This is a genomic window from Cerasicoccus sp. TK19100 (assembly GCF_027257155.1).
Taxonomy (GTDB): Bacteria; Verrucomicrobiota; Verrucomicrobiia; order Opitutales; family Cerasicoccaceae; genus Cerasicoccus; species Cerasicoccus fimbriatus.
Genome location: NZ_JAPWDU010000005.1, coordinates 278037 through 301947, shown reverse-complemented (window position 1 = coordinate 301947; position 23911 = coordinate 278037). Strand labels below are relative to the sequence as shown.

Annotated in this window: 12 protein-coding genes; 5 read left to right on the top strand and 7 right to left on the bottom strand. The window is 50.4% G+C overall.

The genetic code is table 11. The features are described 5' to 3' along the window. The first annotated feature begins 48 nt into the window (after positions 1-48). Both O3S85_RS13880 and O3S85_RS13875 read left to right on the top strand, forming a co-directional pair. A complete protein-coding gene (locus O3S85_RS13880) occupies positions 49-3822 on the top strand; it encodes a helix-hairpin-helix domain-containing protein (RefSeq protein ID WP_269541085.1) in 3774 nt (1257 codons plus the stop codon). Positions 3823-3845: 23 nt separating this feature from the next. Then, entirely contained in the window at positions 3846-4514 is a 669-nt protein-coding gene (locus O3S85_RS13875) for a hypothetical protein (protein WP_269541083.1), read from the top strand. Positions 4515-4594: 80 nt separating this feature from the next. On the opposite strand, the gene O3S85_RS13870 is transcribed toward O3S85_RS13875, so the two are convergent. Further along, positions 4595-6139, bottom strand: coding sequence for a glycoside hydrolase family 43 protein (locus O3S85_RS13870; RefSeq protein WP_269541082.1), 1545 nt, complete (start codon positions 6137-6139; stop codon positions 4595-4597). A 306-nt stretch (positions 6140-6445) separates the two neighbouring features. On the opposite strand from O3S85_RS13870, the gene O3S85_RS13865 reads away from it, so the two are divergent. After that, positions 6446-7528 (top strand): LacI family DNA-binding transcriptional regulator, encoded by a 1083-nt coding sequence (locus O3S85_RS13865; protein ID WP_269541081.1) that lies wholly within the window; start codon positions 6446-6448, stop codon positions 7526-7528. Between the two features lie 104 nt (positions 7529-7632). On the opposite strand, the gene O3S85_RS13860 is transcribed toward O3S85_RS13865, so the two are convergent. From O3S85_RS13860 to O3S85_RS13850, 3 genes are all read right to left on the bottom strand, one after another. Then, positions 7633-8391 carry a hypothetical protein gene (locus O3S85_RS13860; protein WP_269541080.1) on the bottom strand — a complete coding sequence of 253 codons (759 nt, stop codon included), beginning with the start codon at positions 8389-8391 and terminating at the stop codon, positions 7633-7635. Positions 8392-9734: 1343 nt separating this feature from the next. Beyond that, positions 9735-11480 (bottom strand): glycoside hydrolase family 35 protein, encoded by a 1746-nt coding sequence (locus O3S85_RS13855; protein ID WP_269541078.1) that lies wholly within the window; start codon positions 11478-11480, stop codon positions 9735-9737. Positions 11481-11610: 130 nt separating this feature from the next. After that, a complete protein-coding gene (locus O3S85_RS13850; RefSeq protein ID WP_269541076.1) occupies positions 11611-14091 on the bottom strand; it encodes a glycoside hydrolase domain-containing protein in 2481 nt (826 codons plus the stop codon). Between the two features lie 340 nt (positions 14092-14431). Between O3S85_RS13850 and O3S85_RS13845 the strand changes: the two genes are divergently transcribed. Both O3S85_RS13845 and O3S85_RS13840 read left to right on the top strand, forming a co-directional pair. Beyond that, a complete protein-coding gene (locus tag O3S85_RS13845; protein ID WP_269541074.1) occupies positions 14432-15508 on the top strand; it encodes a substrate-binding domain-containing protein in 1077 nt (358 codons plus the stop codon). Positions 15509-15831: 323 nt separating this feature from the next. Next, entirely contained in the window at positions 15832-17772 is a 1941-nt protein-coding gene (locus O3S85_RS13840) for a SwmB domain-containing protein (RefSeq protein ID WP_269541072.1), read from the top strand. 507 nt (positions 17773-18279) lie between these two features. On the opposite strand, the gene O3S85_RS13835 is transcribed toward O3S85_RS13840, so the two are convergent. The 3 genes from O3S85_RS13835 to O3S85_RS13825 all read right to left on the bottom strand — a co-directional run bounded on the left by O3S85_RS13835 (position 18280) and on the right by O3S85_RS13825 (position 23854). Then, entirely contained in the window at positions 18280-19002 is a 723-nt protein-coding gene (locus O3S85_RS13835) for a PEP-CTERM sorting domain-containing protein (RefSeq protein ID WP_269541071.1), read from the bottom strand. 176 nt (positions 19003-19178) lie between these two features. Further along, on the bottom strand, positions 19179-20660 hold the full coding sequence (locus tag O3S85_RS13830) for an autotransporter-associated beta strand repeat-containing protein (protein ID WP_269541069.1): 1482 nt from the start codon (positions 20658-20660) through the stop codon (positions 19179-19181). Positions 20661-20803: 143 nt separating this feature from the next. Beyond that, positions 20804-23854, bottom strand: a complete 3051-nt coding sequence (locus O3S85_RS13825) for a glucuronyl esterase domain-containing protein (RefSeq protein ID WP_269541067.1) — start codon at positions 23852-23854, stop codon at positions 20804-20806. Between the last annotated feature and the right edge of the window lie 57 nt (positions 23855-23911).

The window sequence follows — 23911 nt, the reverse complement described above, 5'->3', positions numbered from 1 at the left end:
TCCCACAGCAAAGGATTCGCACTGGTGATCGCTCTATCCCTGATGGCCATGATGTTCCTCATACTCATGGGATTGGCGGTCACCACTCAAATTGAGCTGGGAACATCATCGGTATCCAAACAACAAACCCAAGCACGCATGAATGCGCTCTTTGGGCTGAACGTTGCACTCGGCAACCTGCAACAACAACTGGGCATGGACCAACGAACAAGCGCATCGCCAATCTATCTGCAATCGGATTTGGCTGAAACCGCGCCCACTTACCACTGGACTGGAGTTTGGGACACCCAAAAAGTTAGCGCCGATGGATCCGCCAACCTCAACTACGGCAAAAACATTGGCTGGCTAGTATCGGGCTATGAAAAACATGCAAATGCGATCCCACCAGTAGGAAACTTACTCCGTGGCGATGGCACACCAGTCGACCCTGATACGTCAGTTGTATTAGTCGGTGCAGGAACGACTACGGGAGTGAGTAACTACGTCGCCGCCCCCAAAGTAGATATCGATTCTTCGGGCGAGTACGCTTACTGGATTGCCGATGAAGGACGAAAAGCGGATGTGAACTTAACCAGCCGACTGGAGCGCGGAGATGCAGCTCATCCGGATGTTACACCGAATGTGATGTCACGCATGGAGCTTAGCGCACCAACACGATATCAACCACATGTCATCAACGGCTTGGAATCGATAAAATGGGAAGACTCCACCGAGCTCGCAAAAGCAGTTGACCGAACCAGTAGCGCGCAAGACATGATCTTGGCAGATCCCGCGTTGAGCAATGGCAGCTCAACATGGGGTGCTGCGCTGAGAGAGCATTTCCATGACGTTACTTATAACTCAATAAGTCTGCAAACGAACACGCGGGACGGGGGATTAAAGAAAGACCTGAGTCTACTGTTCGAAATGGATGACGACGCCTTTGCCCTAACCCCCTACAGCGGCGAAACAGCTCGCCCGGAATTTGCAGATTGGAGCCAATTACCACCGACCGACGGGGACTCTTACATCGACCCAGCTACCAATGATCAAGTCAGCTACTTGTTTATGGAGCCGGTCCCTGAACATGGTGACAACGCCTTTATTCGCGGCCCCACTTGGCATAAGCTGCGCGATTTTTACCGTCTCTACAAGGATATCACCAAGAACAACACACGCCCAACAGTCACCATGCGCCCCTTCGGTCCAAATGCAGAAGACCTCGGAGTCAGAGGCGGCGAGAAAGGCTATTTCTGGACACTGGAATCCGATCACGGCGGAGACATCAAGAACGGCAACAACTACGTGAATACAACCGTAAATACTAAAACGGGATTTGCGAATGAGCCAGTCACCCGGCTCACCGAGCACGAAGTAATGCCCATCATGAACCGGGTCATCTACATTTTTTCGCTCTACGAAGACCAGAATGTTCCAGAATACGAATACATCCCCGAAGGCGAAACCACTCGGACAGGAGGAACTGCGCCTCGAGGCGGAGTATTTGAATCCACCGGGGGCACCACTGACGCAATATCACTGGTTATAGAGCCAGTGGTCTGCCTATGGAACCCATACAATGTCGCCATGAAGTTCAATGGCGGCATCAAGATTCAAACAAGTGGCGCATTTGGATATTTGTTTTCACTAGCTCCCAGCACATTAACCGCTGCAAACCAACACCTGCCCAACTATCAAACGACATCAGGCAACAATCTCCTGGCGTTTAATAACTTGGACAAAAACATACTGTCCATTCCACAAATCACCTGCGAACTCGCGGCAACAAGACGTATCATGGAGCCCGGCTACTTTGGGGCGATTGACCTGATTATCGGTGATGTCAATTCCACTATAGTTCTTGAACCAGGAGAGGTTCGCTTTTTCTCCGACCCAAGATCAGAGCCCACGCCATATACTGACCTCATTCCTGTCGCAGATGAAAATACGCGTGCGATTCAATTGGCACCCGGGTTCAATAAGCAAGGCGGTATCTTGCTGGGGCGTCGCTTAAACACATTCCATGATCCAGCCAACAACGGCATCATTCATCAAGTCAATAGCAGTAATTCACCGATGATGGATCTCAACATTTACCCGTGGACTGGTTTTTCAAAAAGCAACTGGGGAGACAGGCGATCGATAACCAGTAACAATATTACCACAACCAAAGCCTACGTCCCTGAAAGCGAATTGAGCAATGGTGGTAGCTTAGTTGAAACCGACACTACGATTCAACAGATTTTCATCGCACTCCATGGCCCAAAAGAAAACGGCAAAGCCGAGAATTTACATCATCTCCTCTACGGACAAGGCGGCAGCGGCGGACAGTTCCCCATGCTGATCAATCCCGCCGCGATAGGGTCTTACCCCAATAAAAGAATGCCGTTTATGTACATCGGCTTATATCAGAATCCAGTTCTACCGGACTTGGCCCTGGTGCCATCGCCTGCCGAGTTTATCGGTAGCATGTCACCATTTTCCGGAAACGTGGATGGGCAGTTTTCGCATGGAGTAGAATCCACGCCCTACACCTATCAAATGGGCCCGATGAGCAACTACACAGACATCCAGGCACTAAACGATCGCGGTTTTTTCGGCGAGGGTTACTCCTCAGAATCAGAAAGCCACTTAGTCGTTTCTGAAATTCCGACATATCCGCTTCGCTCTCTGGCATCGCTGCAGCACGCCCACATCGCCGACTCGGCCTATATGCCCGGCCAAGCCATTGCTAATTCCTGGCCCGGTGGCGGCTTTGAGCTCGATGGTGTTATCGGTGAGAATAACAACGCACGCTACACGCAATACGACCTCTCATATCTATCCAACCAGGCTCTTTTCGATGACTACTTCTTCTCTTCGCTTACGCCCCAAATGGACTTAAGCGCCGATGTGCAGCAAGTCGAGAATCTCACCACAACCTTGTCCAACATCGTTGAAACATCGCGCACCACAAACAAGCTTCCAGAGCTAAGTAACGAGCGCATGAAATACGTTGGGCCACCGGATTTAATGGATGGTAGCCAAAGTGCAGAATCAAGCCAGTTTGTCCAAGACTTGGGAGCCGTCGATGGCTTCAGCAAAACTGCTCGCTACTTCGCAACGACCGGCGGATTCAACGTCAACAGCCTCTCTGTGGATGCCTGGGATGCGTTGCTTGCTTCAACCCTAGGTAACGACTTCACCTATCTTGATCCGCTCACCGGATATGCAACCGAGAACAACGCCGAATACACCATATTTCCGCGAACAACGCTACCCAATGGCCCAGTCGCAGAAGCTTGGCGTGGCCCCAAAGGTTTGGATGCGATTCAGCGTCGAGCATTGGCTCAAGCAATCGTGAACGAGGTCAAAGAACGCGGCCCCTTTCTATCTCTATCTGATTTTGTAAATCGGGAATTGTCCAAAACCGATAATGGTAAAAAAGGCGTGATACAAGCCGCAATAGATTCTTTGGGCATTAATAAAGATTTTCTCTACGAAGATGCATACACCGAGGCGAAGTCGTATTTCCACAAGGAGAACCTAACCGCAAAAACAGGCGTAGGCCTGCCCCAGTATTTAACGCAAGCCGATGTGCTCACGCCACTCGCCCCCTACCTATCCGCGCGATCAGATACTTTCATCATTCGATCATACGGCAACGCCAAGAACCAACTCACTGATGGAGTGGAAGCTGAAGCCGTCATTGAAGTACTTGTCCGCCGAACACCTGAGTTTGTCGAGTCAGCCGCAGATTCGCCTGACACACATCTTACACATTTAAGCAGTGACGTTAACAAGCAATTCGGTCGACGTTTCGAGATAATCTACGCGAGGTGGCTCAGTAAGGAGGACATATGATAAATCACAAAAAAAACATAATAATGACATGTCTGCTGTCACTGGCCGCTTTGATCGCCCAGGGCAACCAACCACAAATAAACATAAAGTTCCGGGCGCTGGCCATTAACTATCCCCACAGATCTGCCATCTATATGGAGCCAGATGGCGGGACCCCGATGCGCATCTACCCCAATAGCAGAACCGGTTGGATAAATTACTCCGGCCCAAATCCGATTACATTTTATACTGAGTCTCTCAACTCCAAGAAAGAAAAGGTTCGGACTCCGATCGGCAGCATTGATGTTTCAAATGCGCCCCAGGCACCCCTACTCGTATTTTCACAATCAGATTCAGACGGCAAACAATGCATCATCAACATGCTCGATGACAGCCTGGAGACTTCACCGGCTGGTAGCTATCGCATCTTCAATTTCACTACGAAGCAAATAGCCGGTATGATTGATAACCAAAAGTTTCTCCTGGATCCCAAAGCCACCGCATATGCCAGAGTGGCCAATCCCAAGGATTTTGAAGTCACCGTTAAACTTGCAGAAACCTCCGAGGGGAAAGCAAAGCACCTCTATGCCTCGACCTGGACTTTCTCAGAGAACTTTCGCTATCTGGTGTTGATTACACCCAGCGATGACCGAACGCGTGGAAACATCGACATACGATTAATTCCCGACTTGATCCTAGAAGAGCAAGGATAACCGATTACCGAAGCACTTCGTGTCTCTTGCTCAATAGGAGATAAGAAAGGCCGATAATTTTCTGATAATCTGGGCAAGTATTACTGTATTCGACTGAAGCTCAGCACCCGTCCAGTTGTCCCACGAGGACCAACACAGTATGGGCCGGTAAACAATCCGCCAAATCCGCCAATTAGCTCGGTGGATAGTAAACGGCTCTGCCCGCGGCCAATAATTGTCCATTCATTCTCTGCCGTCTCGATGGAAAAAATCAGACTACTAGGTGCTCCCTTCCACCCTAGCGGGCCACTCGTAAGTTCCATGCGTAAGCGGTAGGTATCCTTGGCCTCGATCACTGCCTCCTTCTTCACATTTAAATCGAGCACCTGCTGAGTGAACCGGACGCGAACACCCGCATCATCATGCATCTTGGAAACTCCCATCGAAAAGTAACCATGAGATTCCATAAAAGCTGAAATGCCGATCTCGGTTTCCGCATGATCAATGGCTACTTGGCACTCAAACATAGACCCGAGCGCATCCATGCGAGTTCCCAGCCAAGCTTTAATCCCGGCTTCTGCAAGAGTTGGCGAATGGGAAAACAATCGAAGGCCACCCGAAGCACAGGACTCAAAAACATCACGGTATGCCCGCCCGATAGTTACCCAGCGATGATGCAACATAAGATCAGTCGAATCAAAATTATCCGTCCATACGCGACATTCAGCATTCGGATTACGAGTCAACGCCACGGGCTTTCCTTCATTTACTATCGGCCAACCATCAGAAGACCACTCTACCGGAACTAAAAATGTCTCTCGCCCAAACAGGTGAACGGGCGGATAACCCATAGGACGCACACCCAGAAAAACCATCCACCATTTTCCATCTGCGCCTTCAACGAAATCGCCATGCCCAGTATTCTGAATCGGAGATTCAATACCGGAATGTGTTAGGATGGGATTGTGTGGACAAGCTTCCCACGGGCCCCACGCAGTTTCTGATCGGCCAATCGCTACCCGGTGGTTCGCCTCAGTCCCACCCTCAGCCGTCAGCAAATACCAGTAACTGCCGCGGCGAAAAAGGTGCGGTCCTTCAGTCGCCTTCCAGCCAAAGCCCGACGTGAGAAACTGCCTTGGACTAAGCCCCACTCCTGTCTCAATATCGATCTCAAATTGAACGATACCATGCGCTTCATTCTTGCCGCCATCAGCAGTCACCTGGCATAGGACAGTCCCATCTTCAAGAAAAGTGACCGAGGGATCGATTCCTCCCTGGTGGTCATCATCAATCCAAACAGGATCCGACCATTCCGCTTCCGGGTCATTAGCGGATACAATAAAATGTCCTTTATTTCCAATTAATGTGGATATTAAATAAAATTTACCGTTATGGTATCGAAGAGTCGGTGCGTAGATTCCAGATGCGCCCAAGCGTTGCTCCGGCACAAAGTCCAATTGCTCAGGCCTCGATAATATATGCCGCACAAATTCCCAATTGCTTAAATCAGAACTGCGATAAAGCGGCACTCCCGGAAACTGGCCGAAGCTGCTGGTTGCCAGATAATACACATTGCCAACCCGGCATATCGTTGGATCTGGGTGCATCCCACTCAAAATTGGATTACTCAAACTTATATTGTCCATAAATGCGTTAATTAAGTTAATTCCACAGCAGCAATTGCCAACTCAAAATCAATAAATATATATTATAAATATCTCGATTAAAACAACCTCAGTCAAGGCCATGGTTTTAATATATTAACCGGAACAAATTTCGCGAATTCAATGATCATAAAACAGACACCCAAATTCCAATATAAAAGCACAAGCCCAGATCAACGACATTCATTTTCAATGGCTTCATGTCATTCGCATTTCATGCGACCGGCAATATTATCTGAAAAATCAATTGTGCTTTTCTTAAAAAATTTTGATTCTAATACTTAAACTATGAACATCCGCGAAATTGCCCGAATTGCCGGGGTCTCCCATTCCACGGTATCAAGAGCGCTACGAAATAACCCCCATATTTCTCTTCCTACCCGAGAGCGCATTCAGAAGATCGCGGCGGAGAATGGCTATCGCCCGCATCCCATGGTGTCTAAGTTGATGGCTCAACTTCCGCACGTTCGGCATCAGTCAAGATCCACAATTGCCTTAATAACTTGCTGGAAAAACTGGGAACGCGTCAACTTTCTGAAGCAAATGCATCAGGGAACCCTGGAGCGCTCCGACGCATTGGGCTTTAAATTGGAAGAGTTTTCACTCTATGAGTATAAGATGTCCGCAAAACGTCTGAATGGCGTATTGCATGCAAGAAATATTGAAGGAGTCATTATATTCCCATTTGACAGAGAGCACCGCCAAATTGAACTCGACTGGCAACACTTCGCAAGTGTTTACATTGGTCGTTTTTTACAACACCCAAACATTAACCGAATATCGACGAGTTACTATGCGAATATGCTTCTCGCTTTGAATCATTTAAAATCGCTAAACTACCAGAGAATTGCACTCGCACTAACTACGGAAATGAGACTCCGTTCCGAAGATGCTTATGTCGCTGCATATTCAGCATACCAAAAAGAGATACCACATAAACTGCGGATACCGATATTAGTGACATCCTCCACGCCGGAAGCGGATTCTCAAAAAACGGTCGCCGGAGAGTATGAATATACTGACCAACTAGAGTCTCGGGCTACAATTGACTGGCTAAGAAAGCATCAAGTAGATGCCATCATCACAAACTCAACGCCAAGACTCGAAACTCTTACCAGAGGTGGCATAAAAATACCTGACGAGATGGGCTATGCTAGCCTTGATTGCACCAACTTAGACGAAGCAATCAGCGGGATTGATCAACAGCCCATTCTATTGGGCAGTGCCGCCGTTGATATGCTAACGGCCCACCTCCATCGCAATGAAATCGGCATACCACAGTATCCCAAAATTATGACCATTCAAAGTAGGTGGCGTCCTGGTAAAACAACCGTGCAGCAGAATCAGCACCCAGAGTATTACAGGCCTTAATCCCACTGTTCTGCACTGAACAGCCGCGGTCCAGCAGCATTGAAAAACGGCAACTGGTTTCAGCCAGTTGCCGCCGTTTCTACCAATCCTAAAATGCTTCGACGTTAATCAGCGCACTGCCTTTTGCGACGCTTCGCGATCAAGGCCAATGAAAAAGCACCTAGAAAAAGAGCATAAGTCGAAGCTTCTGGAATCGTAGTCAGATTCACTTCATCCAGAGCAACAAACTTTCCGATCATATTCGATGCAGGTACGAATGCCACAAATAAGGTTTTGCCATCCATGCCCGCAGAAACACTGCCGATCGAAGAGTAGCTCTGCTCAGTCAAATTGAAGTCATTAATGGCATCCACAATGCCTGAAGCCACGACTCCATCTATGGTTCCATCGGCGCTATTGGTTGTCGTCGTGAATAGCTGCCATTCAAATTGAGCCCCTTCATAACCCTGTGCGGTTGGGAAGTGGGCACCGTGCCAAAAACTAAAGTTGAATGTGTCACCTTCATTTAAGACATATCCCGTATTCACATAGAAGCCACGCTGATTCGATTGAGAACCTGAACTGTTGTCAGCGCCGACCACCGCGTAATTCGAGCCGTCACTTGGAATGCCAGGATTCGTTCGACGTAAGAGACCCCTGACCAACCCAAGGTCACCGGACAACGTGGTCGCCGTGCCTCCATCCGATGGCCCGATCCACCAATCAGTCGCTGTTTCAAAGCTACCATTTAAGACATAGTCGGGTGCCGTCCCATCAATGATGACCGTCTGAGCTTGAGCAAAGCTGACGCCAAGCACGCCAATCGCAGCAAATGAAACCAACCGTTTCGCGTTTAACCAAGAAATACCTGTCTGTGAGATCATAACAATAATTGGGTTTGGGGGTTCAATTAATTAGTCTGTAGAAAATATCTACTTCAACTAATGCAAATACCCCTACCTCAGCAGGTCAGGACGATCAACATCGCCACTATGCACCAGGTGCATAAATCCTGCACCTACTGCCCTCTTTGACACAAAAAACCATCGGTCGAGCGTCCCAATCTTGGATCAAAGTATTAAAGGATTTCCTCCCTTCGCACCTACATCTCTTTCAGCCCCTCGTGATAACCACTGCCAAATCGGCGTGAGTGATGCCCAGAAATAATTTACGGAGTTTGCAACCCGGATGCAAAGTCACACAGAAGATATCCAAGTGGCTGACTCCAAATGGCTCTGTTTTGCGGCATTTGTCGCAATTAGCCAGACGCCACCAGCTCTAACTCAATCTTACCCGCACATAAAGTGGCACGGGGCAAGAGAGTCGAACGCGTAACCTGGCAGCCTATTGCCAACCTGAGCCTGATTCAGGTTGGCGAGCTGTCTCTGCCAGAACAAGGACTCGTGATCGCCGAGCAAGCCCACGCATTGCCCTAGGACAGACAGCGCTACCACGGACTCATCGAAATCCAAGCCAAAAACTGCTTCCGAGACTACCTCTGGATACTCGGCATCCGCAACAGCCATGACAAGCGCCTACCTGCTGGACTAATCCCGGCACCCAAGTAAAAGTCTGCGACAATCTCGTCTTCCACAGCTCAATCAAGTTCAGCCGTAAGCACACAGGCTTCACCCTCTGGGACCTACAGGATGTTGCGCGTGAAGCAGTAGTAGGTACGATCCACAAGGAAGGCGCAGAACTAACGCATTGATGCCCATAAGCAGTCACGACTACCCGAGATCGCTCCGCCCAAAACCTGATCATCTGATCGATCGACTCCGGCGTCATCGCCAACCGACTCGTCCATCAAGTGCTCAAGGAGGCGCGGGTGCCCTCATGCGACGCCTTCAACCCCCGCACAGCGTGTAGCATCCACAACGCCTTCACCGAAGCAATGAAGGGCATGAGTCTGGTACGACTACCCTGCCATACTCAGAAGCTCACGAGACTGCTGGATTATCATGTCGGAGTGAACTGAGTTCTGAAAGGCGTTGGCTAGAAAAGCTCCCGCGAATGCGGGCGGGGCCTTTCTTTTAAATGCCGGTAATCGAGCTTTGCAATTGAGCCCGCTTGAAATATTGCTCTGGCCCCATAGAAAGAGACCAGACCATGAAAGGCAAACAATACACGACCGAACAGAAGGTCTACAGCATAACACTCGGAACCCTTGCATTCATGAGGTCGGAAGAATTTTTAGGCATTACGCGGAGACATGCTTGAGGCATGCTCAACCGAGGATCGCCTCGGCCAAAAACTCAACTGAAGGCACGGCCTTTGACTCGGTCTCAAAAAACTCAATCGTATTAAGTCCGGGCTTCAATAGAGGTGCTGGCACGTATAGCGTTTTTTGTGGGCCGATCTCCCAGTAGCGCCCGAGGTTGAAACCATTCAACCAGACAACGCCGTGGTGACCGTCGTTAATGCGCAGGAAGCAATCCGCAGGTGCATCCACCTCGATTTCCGCCCGGTATAGGCGGGGAGTGCCATCCGCAGTAGCGCCCCCCCATTCCACTGCGGAGAGGTCCTCTAAGGGCAGCGGATAGTTCTTCCAAGTGTGCAAGAACTGAAGCCCCAGGCGTATGCCGTGCGTCACTCCTTTTCGGTCATAGAGTTCAGGCCCATAATTAGTACGACCTAAGTTTTCGACCAAGACTTGTAGTTTGGCACTAGACTCGGAGATTGTAACAGGAATGCCAACCTGCGGCTCATTTCGCTCAACCACACCGAGGAGTACTCCATCAACATACACCCACGCGCGGTCCCTCACGTCCTGAAGAAATATTTTCGACTCGGGGCGTGGCCCGAAAATCTGCGTTTCATAGAGAATAAAGCCAAAGCTCTGATCGACATCCTCCATGCTCAATGGAGCACCGGATAAGACTGGCGTAGAAATTTTATCCAACTGATCCAGCAAAGGAGCAGATTGAAGTGTCTTTGCCATTCCAAAAGCCACACCTGAGCTACGCTCCGGAATCGGTCCAACTTCCGCACCATGCTTGGCGAAAACTTCCCGAAATTTTTCAAACTTCAGCGTAGGATTTCCCTGTTCGTCCAAGGGTGCATCATAGTCATAGCTAGAGACGGTTGGCGTATAAGTCTCAAATTTGTTTGCCCCATTGCAGAAACCAAAATTAGAGCCCCCATGCATCATGTAAACATTTACCGATGCATCATTGCTCAAAATCTCATCCAAGGCTTGGGCTGCATCCGTTGCATCACGGCGATTGTGCTTTAACCCCCAGTGATCAAACCAGCCAACCCAGAACTCCATACACATCAATGGACCTTCTGGCTGGTATTCGCGTAGCTTCTTGAAAGCCTCGGTCGCGTTGGATCCAAAGTTAGCGGTTTTTAATAAGTGGGGCAAAGTCCCACCTTGCAGCATGTCATCTTGCGGTCCATCTGATGTAAAGAGCAAGACGTCAACTCCATGTCGCCTCAGACAGTCCTCCATCCATTGTAGATAATTCTGATCAGTGCCATAACTTCCGTATTCATTTTCAACTTGAACCGCAATTACTCGACCGCCGCGACTACATTGCAAATCGACAAACTCCTGCGTTAATCGTTCAAAGTAACGATCCACGTGTCCAAGGTAGGCCTGATCCATACAACGCAGACGGAGATTGCGATCCTTCAACAACCACCCTGGAAAACCTCCGAATTCCCACTCTGCACAAATATAGGGGCCGGGACGCACAATCACATCCAAGTCAAGCGATGTGGCGATCTCGATGAACTTATGAATGTCCAGCATACCGAAAAAATTATATACACCAGGCTTCGGCTCATGCAGATTCCAGGGCACATACGTCTCAACGGTATTCAAACCACAAGCTTTGAATTTACGGAGACGGTCCTCCCAATACTCAGGCACAACCCGAAAATAGTGCAAAGCGCCGGAAAGTATGCGAAACGGTTTTCCGTCACGCATGAAGCGGTCGCCCTCAGTGGTTAGTAAAAATTGTCTCATCTTTTAAATCATTAAATTGCATCTATTTGGCCTCCATACAGCTAACTAAGAAAGCCCCTGCCCCATATATGACGGGACATCTCTCCAGAATAGGAGGTCACAGCTGAGCAAATATCTGAAGTGCCTGGACTTAATTCCAGTCAATACCCAGAACACCCATGCCATCTTTCCACGGATCGGTATCTTTTTCTGGAGATGATTCGATCGCATTCGCTAGCTGTGTCCGGTAGTGACGCACCTCCTTGGGGTCTTTTGTCCAATCGATTCTAGTACGGACATAATCGTCATTCGCAGCGAGGGTCGCGCGGGCTACTTTGAGCCATTCTTCATCAGGATTGTCAGACTGCTCGTTGAGTTTGATCTGATGTTGAAGGATCATGTAGTAAGCAAGGTCTTCGAGACCATCGCGATAGTTTTCAACCCGTACTGTGGGCAAGAGGTTCGCATCTTCATCGATGGCAAAATAGGCCCCATCTCCATTCGTCCCCGGAAAGGTCGTGGGATTCCAGTCGGTGTATGGGTATTGCGTGATCCCGCCGTATGTGCGCCACCATGCCGTATGGTAGTATAGATAGCCATCCGGCTTGTATTTGGCCAACATCATGCCGGACAGAATCCGGTTATCGATATTGGGATAATCCGTAAAGATATTTGGATACGGGTGCGGCGGCCACACACATGTGTAGAGCCATACTTGACGACCGAGCTTACGAGCCTCTTCGGCCAGCGTTGGATTGTAACGGGAAATAATCGGGCACCAGCCAGTCAGGGACTTCATCACGGAATCAAATCCATAACTGTGATCCTGCGAAGTCGTCATAATCAGATCCACTTCTGGAAATTGCTTCGCAAATTTCTCTGAAAAGGTATTAATATTCTCGTACTGATCACTGTTTCGCTCATCGTATCCGTAGATGTAAACGTGATCCATAACTCCTAGTTCTTTGGCCTTCTCGTAGTGCGGGCGAAAGAGTTCCACCGTTTCATCCGAGGTGCCCCAGAAATAGCCTAAGCATACACTCACGAGCTGCCCTTTATCGTGCAGATACTCGACGATGTCCCAGTCAATCGTATCGACCCGCCCCTTCTTTGGCGTACGATAGATGCTATCCATATTGATCATATACTCTGCGAGCTTGTCCGCATAATCGAATTTAATCTTGTTCCAGTTCTCATCAAAAGACGTTTCATCGCCAATGGCAGTTACCTTATCCAAATTACGATCCACAAAGGTCAGTGCCGTTGGGATCGGCGCGTGCTTGGGAACATTGAATGCACGGACAGTTACGGTGACGTCATAGGACATGACTTTCTTCCCGTTGCTGGAAATAATGACCTGTCCGGTGTATTCACCAGGCAGCTGATCGCGCTTAGCCGCCAAACGGACCCACCAGCTCTGCACATCGCCCATGGCCACATCAATCGGCTCATCTTTCGCCATAAGCGCATCCGGCCACCAGCCTATATACTCAACATCAGGCGCAGTCTTATAGGTAGTTTCGGTATAAGTAACCAGTTCGACACCAGTCATTGCCCCGTCCAGAATCGCACCGCCCGGGCCCTTCAACTCACTCAGTTCAACGGTAACCCTCTCGGCTGGCTTCTCATAAGGCATCACGGCGACCTGAAACGCTTCTTTCTCGCCACCGGCCAGGCTGAGCTCAATGGAGTCAGCCATCGTTAAATGAGCCGGCAGGTGCTTCGGCATGACCTTCACCATCGAATCAGCGAGTCCAACGACAAAACCAGCTCCTTTGTCCCCGCTATATTCAGGCAAGTAGGATTCAGCTTCCACGAAGCGATCCGCAGTCATCTGCAGTCGCTTCATTTTCAAAAGAACCGCTTGCTGCTCTTCGGCCGATTCGCTCTCTGCGAACTCGGCAACTAATCCATCCAACTCATGATTCAAAAACGAAACGACGTCCTCTGAGCTCAAATTCAAAGTTTCAAAGTACGCACGCAAGTCTTCCGCTTTGCTTGCAGCAAACTCAACTCGGTATACATCCAGATCGGTTGTCAGACCACCGGAATCCTCAGTAATCGTAAACGTTTTCTTGGGCTTACGATCTTCACCTTCTTCGGGCTTATCCAAAGGCTCCTCGCCCTCTTCCAAGAGGCTGATATTATCCAAGTAAAAAAGCACTTCCTTGTTCACTTGGCCAGTAAAGGTGATCGCATTGATATTGTGCGTACGCACGGCCTCAGAAAACTGCAATTCCGTGACTTGGCGAATGTGACTCAAGGCTGGCAATGTCACTTCAAACGCAAATCCGGTCACTTCACTACCAACCAATACATGGATCCGTTGCTCTTCCTCAGTGGGATTGATGAAGTTCATCGCGATGCGGTCAGCGTCTTCCCAGTTGTTATCCCACACTCTGGATTCAAAAGTCGGAGCAATCGCTTTTGGCGGAGAATAAAATCGAGCCGAGGTCGTGCCACTCACTGCGAACTCCTCTGAAGCTTCGACTGTCAGATCCGATTGATTGTATTCCCAATCCTCAAATTGCCAGCTGTTTTCAAAATCATAGAGCACATGTTCAGCTTGAACGTTTTTTTGTAGCCCCAGAACAACCAGCGGGGACAGGAACAGAAAGTATCTTAGTTTCATAATTCGGGTTCTTATATTTCCTATACAGACTAGTTGAGGTAGCCAATAATGCAACAGGTTTTTTTGTTACTTTCCAAATTTATCGATACTCTGCGAAAAGAACCCTAGCGCCCTGCGCCCTAGAGAGACTTAAGCTGAAAACTGATTAACGGTCGATTTCGGCCAACGTTCCAACAGGAAACGACTTAAAAAACAGGATTCGATGAATATCTTGCGAAAGGGGCTTGACGCTGGCACCCATCATTATGTAACGCACACATTGCATTCTGTAACAAGATAATCATATTCGCGAATCCTACTGCCTCGCAGGGCGATTCTCCAATAAATCTAGATCTCGTTTATGCCGCGAAAAAAAGGACAACAAGTCATCAAACTGGAAAAAGAAATCCTGAAGCTTCTGAAGGACGGGAACTGGGACCCCAGCAACCCGCTACCCGTCACGCGGGATCTGGCGGACAAGTTCGGTGTGTCCAATGTGACTGCCCATCGCGTCTTGCGCCGCTTCAACAAGGAAGGCTTAGTCTGGCGCAGCGACAGCGGTCGCTATTTCCTGCCCAGTGGACGCGAAATGGCAGAACGCCCCAAACCCGTGTTCTGCTTGGTGCGCGAGCTCACCGCGCGGCATGTAAGCTATCGACTAATGCTCCAAGGATTTAGCAGACAGTGCGCCGAGGCACGTCGCAGCCTGCTGTTCCCATCAGATGTCCGCCTAGTCACTCTGACCGAACCAGAGGAGGCCCCTCAGTTCCAAAACTCCGTGGAACAGCTCAAGTCATTTCGACGAGTGTTGCGCACCAACCCGCAAAGCCAACATGGCTTTCTACTCGACCATCTTTGGCACGAAGACGTGCTCGACCACTGCGTCGACGACCTGCGCAACGCAGTCCTCCTGTGGCGATCGACAAAGGTCGAGGGCATCTCTTCGGTCAGTATCGATTACGACACGGCAGGCCGCCAGGCGATCAGTCACCTTCTGGACCAGAACTACGAGCGGATCATCATCGCGATTCCCTTCAAGGGTGACTCAGCCGTCGACCAAATGGCCGAGGCAGGCGAAAAGGCCGCCCGCGAACTGACCCAATTCAATCCGGAGGACGTTTGCCTGGCCACAAACAACCGGGAACGCCAACAGCTGGTCGAACTCATCCGCAACGCCCCCGAGCGCATTGGAATTTTCTGTCTGGAAGACAGCGTCTGCAAACTCCTTCTCGATACCATCCGCTTGGCCGGCATCCGCTGCCCGGAAAAAGTCGGCATCATCTCCGGAATGGGAACCGAGATCGCTCACTTGGGCGGATTGTCCACAGTCGATATCCCCTTCGTCGAAATGGGATCGGTCGCGGGAAAACTTATTGGTGATCGCATCAAACAGAACAAAGTGCTGCCAACCAAAGTGATCCGCAACTTGACCACCTAAGCCCCACCTCCCCTACAAGGGCAAATGCCCCCTACCTGGGCGACAGCAATCACACTGTGCGCCGCATTCACGGCGATGTTCATTCCACTTCAAGAAAGCGAAAATGGGGCTGCGCGTGAAATCCTTTAATGAAACATGAATATATGTTGCATTATTTCCAGCTAGGCTGTTAGATAAAATCTTAACTTCGATTATCGATATTAAGAATAGTCGGCACTGAATTCTCTATTGAAACACAATAGATGAACCCGCCGATACACCTCCAAGCTGGGCCGATGACTCAACCCATCTTCGGGGACTCTAAAATGCAATGCCCCAACGACATGAAAGCGTTATATAACCACCTCGCGACCACGATATTGGCCCTAGTGACACTCACGAACTTTGCTGGTGCAGAAAACAAGGTGTTGTTCCTGGGCAACAGCTTCACACTCGGTAGTGGCGGAGCCCGGAATGTTCCGGACATCTTCGACGCCCTCGCACGAGCGGCGGGGCAGGAAGATCCGACTACTGCGATAGCCGCTGTCCGCGGTAAGGATTTTCAATATCACTACGAAAACCATCAGACCGAAATTGCCTCGCAGCCATGGACCCACGTGGTGATGCAAAATTATTCCACCGAGCCCACCCATATCGGCAATGTCTCGGAGCACATGACTTACGGCACACTGCTGTATGGTTCGATTTTGGCCAACAACCCCGATACGCAAGTGCACCTTTACCAGACTTGGGCACGTGCGGCGATCCACTCCCTGATCACCGGGACATCCACTTCCAGCACCTTTGAGTCGACCGATGAAATGCTCAACGAGTTGGTCACGAATTATCAAGCACTCGCAGACTCACTCAACACTGACAATCCGTCGAACCCGGCAGTCAAGGTCAACCCAGTGGGCCAAGCTTGGGATCATGCGGGCGGCAATCTTCACCCGAGCGATCCCAATTATATCGATCTTTTCGATAGCGACGATTACCATGGCAACTCGCTCGGCTACTATCTTTCCGCCTGCGTGCACTACGCAGCGATCTACCAGGACAGCCCGGTAGATCTCTACAACACTGCAGAAGTTACTGCCCTGAACCTGAATCTCAAACCGTCGGAGGCCGCATTCGTCGAGAACATCGCGTGGCAGACCGTCGTCGCCGCGGGCCTTGCAGAAGACTTATCCGATACGACACCTCCCACATGGACAGGCCTCACCCAAGCTGACGCAAAAACACTGGTTCTCCGATTTGATGATCGACTCGACGAAACCACTGCCCGCGATCCGGCCAACTACACTATCATCAACCGGGGCAACCGCATCGCGATCGAAAGCGTGGCCCTCGCAAACCTGAACAGCAGCGTCACTCTCACGACGGCCACCGAACTCGTCGGCAACGTTCTGGTTGAAGTTTCCGCCGCCCTCCGGGATAACGCCGGCAATACCCAGGTCAGTTCAAGACGCATAAGCCTTCAAGCAACCCAATCGCCACCGAATCTGATCTACGTAGATTTCGGCGGAGCTAACACCGTTTCCGGCTCGAGCGACGTCTGGAACCAAGTGGCGCTGGAAGAATCGGTTCGCAACGCCGTCGGTAATAGCACGGCCACTCCCGCAGAGCTACTCGGCAACTTGCGCGACTCGCGCGGAATGCCAACGGGGATCAGTCTAAGCTTAGCAGACGCGCCCACGGGGACGAATGGCGAGGGTGCCACTTCCGGCCCCTACCCTAGCGGTGCCACAGCGGACAGTCTTTACGGTCAAAATGGCACCTTCGCTGGTTTCACCGATAACGGTAAGGCCGTCTTTCTTTTTTCGAATCTCGATCCCGAAACCGCCTACGACTTCACATTCTACGCCTCCAGAACCTCGGTCTCGGACAACCGCGAAACGAAATACACTTTAACGGGTGCGACTAGTCAATCGGCCACTCTTAATGCGGCCAACAATGTTTCCTCAACAGCGAAGATCACCGACATGCAGCCAAACGCTTCCGGTGAGATTACACTGACCATAAGTAAAGGTGCTAATAACACGAACAGCAATGGTTTTTACTATATCGGCACCGTCGTGATTGGCAACCAGGCGTCCAGGGCACCCGTGCTTTATCGACCAGTCAGCCTCGGCAACGACTACATCATCGACTGGTCAGGTACCGGACAACTATGGACCAGTGAAAATCTCAGTAATTGGTCCCTCGTATCCCCACAACCGATACCTCCGTATGAAGACCCAATTTCTCCCGAAGGGTGCCGCTTCTACCTGATTCAATATGATTGATTCAACGATGACTACATGACGAATAAATCCCGCCCGGGATATCCATAAACATTCGCAGTCGACTCATTTACCAACGTTAAGCTAATCCACGTTAAGCTTCGGCTAAATGGAAAGCTCTTCATAGCACCCTCCTATTGCCCTCATTACTGAGATGCAATTTTCAGCGGACTTTCAACATCCCGCACCCAACAAATGAGGCCCTGCAATAGACACTTGCTCAGAAGAACTGGCGCTCATCGGCTGTCCATATTCGGGCAAGCGCAACGCAGCTTTCCAATCGATTCATATTAGTTGCCAGCGACTCGCAATCTTACCCGCCGAAGTTTCCTGAGAGACGTATTTCCAACCATGCTCGACTCAACAACAAGACTGAGCTGAGCAATACCAGTTAAGATGTCGCGCAACTTTGAGGGGGTATCAATCTGAGCGATTTCCGGCATAGAGTCTAGAATGCAATAAAGGCCGTCGGGGAAACCGACGGCCTTTATGAAAGTTTGTTTTTCTTTATTACCTGCGCATTTTGCGGCGCACAAAAATCAACATCAAACCAATACCTCCAAGGATCATAGCAAACGAGGCCGGCTCAGGAATCACATGAATCTCCATGGCGTTCAGATAAGAAAAATCTGATGGGTTAGTAAAACTAACGGTAATCACGTTGCTTCCATTTGCTGAGATATCGGAGAATACGGCAACGTTACTAATATTATGATTGATACCAGCGCCACCTACATTTGCTCCCGATGTTTGCAAAGATAAAGTGGATCCAGTCCCTGAACCCGTGACCGTGTAATTCGTTGTTCTATTAGTAGTGGTATCGCGGGACGCAAAGAGCGTCAGTGTATAGGTGTCCGTGGGCGACAAATTCCGAAGTTCAAAGGTGGTAATTACACCAGAGCCACCGAAAAGGCCATCATTATAAGCGGCGGACGTGTCAAACGGACTTGGAGCCCCAGTAACGCCCCATAAACCGCTCTCTGATGGCGTACCGGGAGCAGTAAATACCAAGTCAATCCCAGTGGCGTTTCCATTCGAATCCACCATATCAGTGATATTGAAACTGGCGGTGTTGGAAAGATTCCAGTTCGGCGACGCAACGCCACTGTTTTCACTGAAGTCGACCAAAATGGTCTGAGCAGATGCGAGGGTTGCCAGCGAGAGAAATGCAGCGGAGATGCTCACAGCGGTGCGCATCGTGGATTTTGCAAAATAAAGAGTCATTGGCTTCATGTTGTTTTGGGAATTAAGACTTTTGGGTTTAAGTAACAAGAGATATTGTTACTCGAATAGTTGATATGTCAACGATTTTTAGTGCCATATCGTCTTTTACGGCACCAAATATTTGGGGCCCATAAAAAGGCCGCCAGTTTCACTGACGGCCTTGATGAAAGCTTTCATTGCGGTGATTATCCGCGAGCTTTGCGCCGCCGTGCGACGATCAGCGCCAGACTCAATCCTCCGAGGATCATGGCGTAAGAGCTCACCTCGGGGATGACCATGAGTTGACCGGTGCCGCCGAAGTAAGTGTCATTGATGTTGTCTGCGCCACTGCCAGACGCCCCCCAGGTTCCCTGAGCCATGGCGATGCCGTCCAAGTAGAGCCCTGTTATCGTGTCAGTGCCGGCGAAATTCAGATTAAGAAATCCGAATTCCTCGATATACACTTCCGACGAGTCTGCAAGGAACGCGCTATTGATACTGAGCACACTCAGGTTGGCTGCATCAGTGCCGCCAAGAATGGTGGTATTCCCAGTATATGCCTGGACGCCATTAAGCGTCAAAGTGCCAACGCCCTGCTTCGTCAGTCCACCGTCAGCCGTCGCGCCGAGGTTAACATCATGAGTTAAGATTTGATTGATGGTAATACTCTGACCATTGGTATCAATAATCGCGCCGCCTTCCTGAACAACCACATTAGTGATCCCCGATAAATAGTTGGCGGTTATGGCATTCGTTGAAGAAACCTCAAGGACACCACCGTTAAAGTTCAGGGTGCTGGTCACGCCACCATTGTTGTTCTGCGCTCTAACCTGAGGAGCGTAAAGCACGCCGCCGTTGAGATTAATAGTCGCAGATGTGCCGGAAGCTTGGTTATCACCGAGCAAAACGGCAGTATTATAGCTCTCAACTCGACCACCATCGATGTTGACTTCACCACCACCACCAGCGCCGACACCAACGATCAGGCCGCGAAATTGAGTACTTCCCCCGGAAGAATTGCCGACTTGAACACGGCCACCCGAATCGACGTTAAGCGTAGAAAACGAATTCCTGAAAAAGATTTGCGTTCCTCCTTGGGCATCACCGCCCAAAACACCACCATTGATGACATTCACGGTGACATTGCTAAGGTTCAAAACGCTCGAACTGTTCTTAAGAACCGTACCGCCATCAATGTTCAGGATGCTCTGGGCGCTGCTATCCCCTTCGATGTGAAGATTGGTATCGCTACCGGAGAAGATTGCGGTAACCCCACTACCAATAGTCGCCTGATTCCCATCGTTGATGCTAATTCTGTTCGTATACCCCAAATTAACTCCATCAACGACATCACTCGTGAAGACGTAGTTGAGACCGATAGTACCACCGCTTTGACCAATTTCTTGATAATTAGTAGTGAGATCCTCTGTTAAATTGAGATTTCCGCCACTATAATAAAAGAACGTATTGTCACCATTCGTAAAAGTCGTGTCAACACCACCTGGTGAACCCAAGGCCCAGTTTGCGGTTGTGGTGTCCCAGACACCATTACCATTTATGTCGCCGAGCCAGTAAACGTTCTCTGCATGCGCAGCACTACATGCCATCGCAGTAAGGGCACCCAACATCAAGAGTTTGTGCCGGGGTATGAGTCTATTCGACGATGTCGATACTAATAGAGTATTCATTTTCTTGGGTATATTTGTTAGTGGACTGAGAGTTAGGCTAGGTGCACTGATTACGGCTTAACCTAACGGAAAATTATTGTGACATTATCCACCTGCCAGTTATTGTATCCAAACTCCTCAATAGCGTTTCTATAAAATGGACTTCAGAAGGAGTCTCGAAGGATACGGAGACGGTAAAACTTCTTAGCTTCGCTTGCCAGCGGTGCGAGTTGATACGTAATCCGCTCCCAGTTGGCATCGATGGTGACGGCTTGACCTGAAGGTGTCCATGGAGTCCAAAATTTGAGGTCGGGACTTTCTTCGAAGCGATACTCGATCCCGGGATTTGAATCAGGAGACCTGCGCAAATGCTCAAAAGTCAGGTTCCCGCTTTGCGAGGAGAACCGAGGCAAACCAGAGGTGCCTCCTGGCTCCATGACTTGGGCGACTTCGTCCACCGGATAATTGAACGCATACTTAAGCAAATTCGGTGTGCCGTCTCCGGAAAAGTCCTTAAGATCATCCATACCATGGATGTTTAGGCTGTTGTCGCTCCGCCAATTGCGAATTGAACTGCCGTAGTTACTGAGATGCCGATCCGCATAGTCGAGGTATTGATCCCAGTCATACCTCCGGAGGCTGTGTGAGCCACCGGTCCCCGTGTCACCGGGAAACCCCTCGCCGCGGGCATGATAGCCAATATCTCCCGCATGCTTCGGATCATTCGCCCAGGGACGCCAACGGGCATCCACAATGTTCAGCCCAAAGAGATCATAGACTGGCCCCGCGCGAAGCGCCGATTCGAATTCAGCGACCGGATCAGCCCAGTAATCGGTAAAGGAGCTCTGGACATACAGATGCCGCGGGGCGATCAGCGCCATCAACATATGTTGATCGACAGGAAGCTCCGTTTCGCGTTCATTATAATTTTTGTAGTTATCCGCGAACCAGTGGGCGAAGTCATCATTGATCCTCTTGATGCTCTCGCCGCCTTTGGTTCGCGCCATGGCTGCTCCGGTCGAGCCTGAGGAATTACTGATCGTCAAATCCACACGCTCATCCTGAGCGCCAGTCCAGAGCGCCGCCTTGCCGCCACGAGAATGGCCGACAACGGCGATCGGAATATCCTGAAGCAAAGGTACCGATTTGAAGTAATCGATGGATCGGCTTGCACCCCAGGACCATGCGCCAATCGTGCCCCAAGCATTGGAGGGGCGCTCTGGATACCGATCATTCACCGGGCTCCCGGTCGGACCAAAGACCTCGAAGACACCCGAGTTGAAGGCATCATCCTCGTTATCGATCGAAAGGTTGTTTTTATAAAAACTTGCCGCGACATAACCACGGTTAATGATGTCAACGCCTGGAAGTATCCGGCCATTATTCTCCGGATGCGTGGTGTTGCCCTCAGAGTTGATGTTGATCAGCAAGAAAATGCCTTTCGGCTTATCGAGCCAGGTGGGAGTCAGGATATACAATGGGAAACTTCCCTCCTTGCCGTCCTTGCGGTAGGTAATGGTAATTCTGCTTTTGGTCGCCCGCCCTGCTGCGTCGCCACCAACCGACCACGGACCTTCGACAGTGAAGCTAAGATCCTCCGGCCGCTCGACTGCATTGTGCCCATAGACATGCTCACGGAATAATTCCAAAATTTCTCCACGCCGACTTTCCATCCATTGCTCTGCGGAGGTGACAGGTTGGCCGTTTTCCATAACCAGAGGATCGGGAATGGAGGCGACAATTGCCTCATCATATTCACGACCCACGTTCGGGCCTTGCGCAGCCACCAATTCAGGTAGCGCAGGGCCGGCACCAGTGACCTCAAGAATGCCGTTGCCGCTGATCTGCTGTGTGATATGGGTGGCACCGCTATCTACCCCACCCCAAGTGCCGATAGATTGCGGTTTCCCATTGATGTAAAAGGTCGACACGGTCGCCACACCGTCGAAGTTCAGCTCAAGCCGGCCATTCGGCCCGAGTTGCACGCTGCACGAAGCGTCAAAAAAGGCATCGGGCACCACCAGGACCCCGCGCTCGACGACTGTGTCGCCGTTGTAATTCGTCCCGGGAGCCAAAGTGATCGTTCCGAAATCTTGCTTAATCAGCCCTCCATCCTTCTGGCTACCGAGCGCGGGATCGCTCAGAAGGGGCTTCTCGTAGATGGCCGCGTATCCGCCAAAGCCATCCCCTGAACTGACCCGTGCCCCTTGCTGCCCTACGTAAACGGCATCTACGCCGGTGAAAACGTTCAACGAATCATTGATCGTCTGCAAAAGGCCGCCATTAAATCGGAAAATAGCATTCCCCGCCTCGGAGCGGATGCCCGGCGTTTGCAACACGCCGCCGTTGAGGTTGAACTCGACTGTGCCGCTACCGATGTTGGACGCGCCAAGAACGACGCCACTAGTTGCGTTGCTTTTGACTGTGATCATGCCGCTGTTGAGGTTCACCACGGTGCCATCACTATTAGAGGCAGTGCCAAGAACCAGACTGCGATTCTGCGTACCGTTGCCTACGTTTACATCGCCTCCATTCACATTCAGGACGCCAGGTCCATTCGTACCGATAAAGATATTGTTCCCCAAAAAGTCGCCGCCAAGTTTGCCGCCTTCAAGGACATTTATAGTAGTCCCTTCAACAACCCGAAGGACACCGCTGGACGTGCGCCATAACGAGCCAGCCAGTTCCAATGTGCCGCCGCCACTCACCTCGTCGCCCCCGGACAATACATAGTTGATCCCCGAGCCAACCTTAGCAGTCACTCCGGATCGGACTTCGAGGCCGGAGGAAAAATTCATTTCGATGCGCGCGCCATCCAAACTGTCCGAGTACAGTTCATAGCCGCTGGCCCGAAATGAAACAACACCACCAAAAATGCCTTGAGGCCGAATGTCGGTCACATCGCTCACCTCGATCCGCCCGCCGCCTGCGACATCGAAAATAGCCGCATCGCGCCCACCTGAGCCCGGCCCGGTCGCCCCGGTGGTCGCGGTAATGGTTCCACTACCTTGATTAGTCCAGTAGGTGGTGCCACTTTCCCAGTTGGCCGCCCCCGTCCAGGTTCCGCCAGATGGCCAAGAACCACTGTAAGGTTCGCTGTAAATGCCAAGATCCCATACGCCGTCACCGCCCTTCCAAGAGAGATCAGTTGCGTGCAGGGACATATGAGAGAGCGCGAGAAATGTTAGGCTAGCTGTAAACAGTTGTTTTTTCATATGGGGCTAGGGTATGGCTCAGGAAATCTGGTTTAAGTTAACACAATAGTCTTGTAA

Coding starts and splice junctions, on each gene's coding strand:
- O3S85_RS13825 (WP_269541067.1), bottom strand. CDS start 23,854: ATGAAAAAACAACTGTTTACAGCTAGCCTAACATTTCTCGCGCTCTCT.
- O3S85_RS13860 (WP_269541080.1), bottom strand. CDS start 8,391: ATGATCTCACAGACAGGTATTTCTTGGTTAAACGCGAAACGGTTGGTT.
- O3S85_RS13840 (WP_269541072.1), top strand. CDS start 15,832: ATGAAAGCGTTATATAACCACCTCGCGACCACGATATTGGCCCTAGTG.
- O3S85_RS13870 (WP_269541082.1), bottom strand. CDS start 6,139: ATGGACAATATAAGTTTGAGTAATCCAATTTTGAGTGGGATGCACCCA.
- O3S85_RS13830 (WP_269541069.1), bottom strand. CDS start 20,660: ATGAATACTCTATTAGTATCGACATCGTCGAATAGACTCATACCCCGG.
- O3S85_RS13855 (WP_269541078.1), bottom strand. CDS start 11,480: ATGAGACAATTTTTACTAACCACTGAGGGCGACCGCTTCATGCGTGAC.
- O3S85_RS13850 (WP_269541076.1), bottom strand. CDS start 14,091: ATGAAACTAAGATACTTTCTGTTCCTGTCCCCGCTGGTTGTTCTGGGG.
- O3S85_RS13865 (WP_269541081.1), top strand. CDS start 6,446: ATGAACATCCGCGAAATTGCCCGAATTGCCGGGGTCTCCCATTCCACG.
- O3S85_RS13880 (WP_269541085.1), top strand. CDS start 49: ATGATGTTCCTCATACTCATGGGATTGGCGGTCACCACTCAAATTGAG.
- O3S85_RS13875 (WP_269541083.1), top strand. CDS start 3,846: ATGACATGTCTGCTGTCACTGGCCGCTTTGATCGCCCAGGGCAACCAA.
- O3S85_RS13835 (WP_269541071.1), bottom strand. CDS start 19,002: ATGAAGCCAATGACTCTTTATTTTGCAAAATCCACGATGCGCACCGCT.
- O3S85_RS13845 (WP_269541074.1), top strand. CDS start 14,432: ATGCCGCGAAAAAAAGGACAACAAGTCATCAAACTGGAAAAAGAAATC.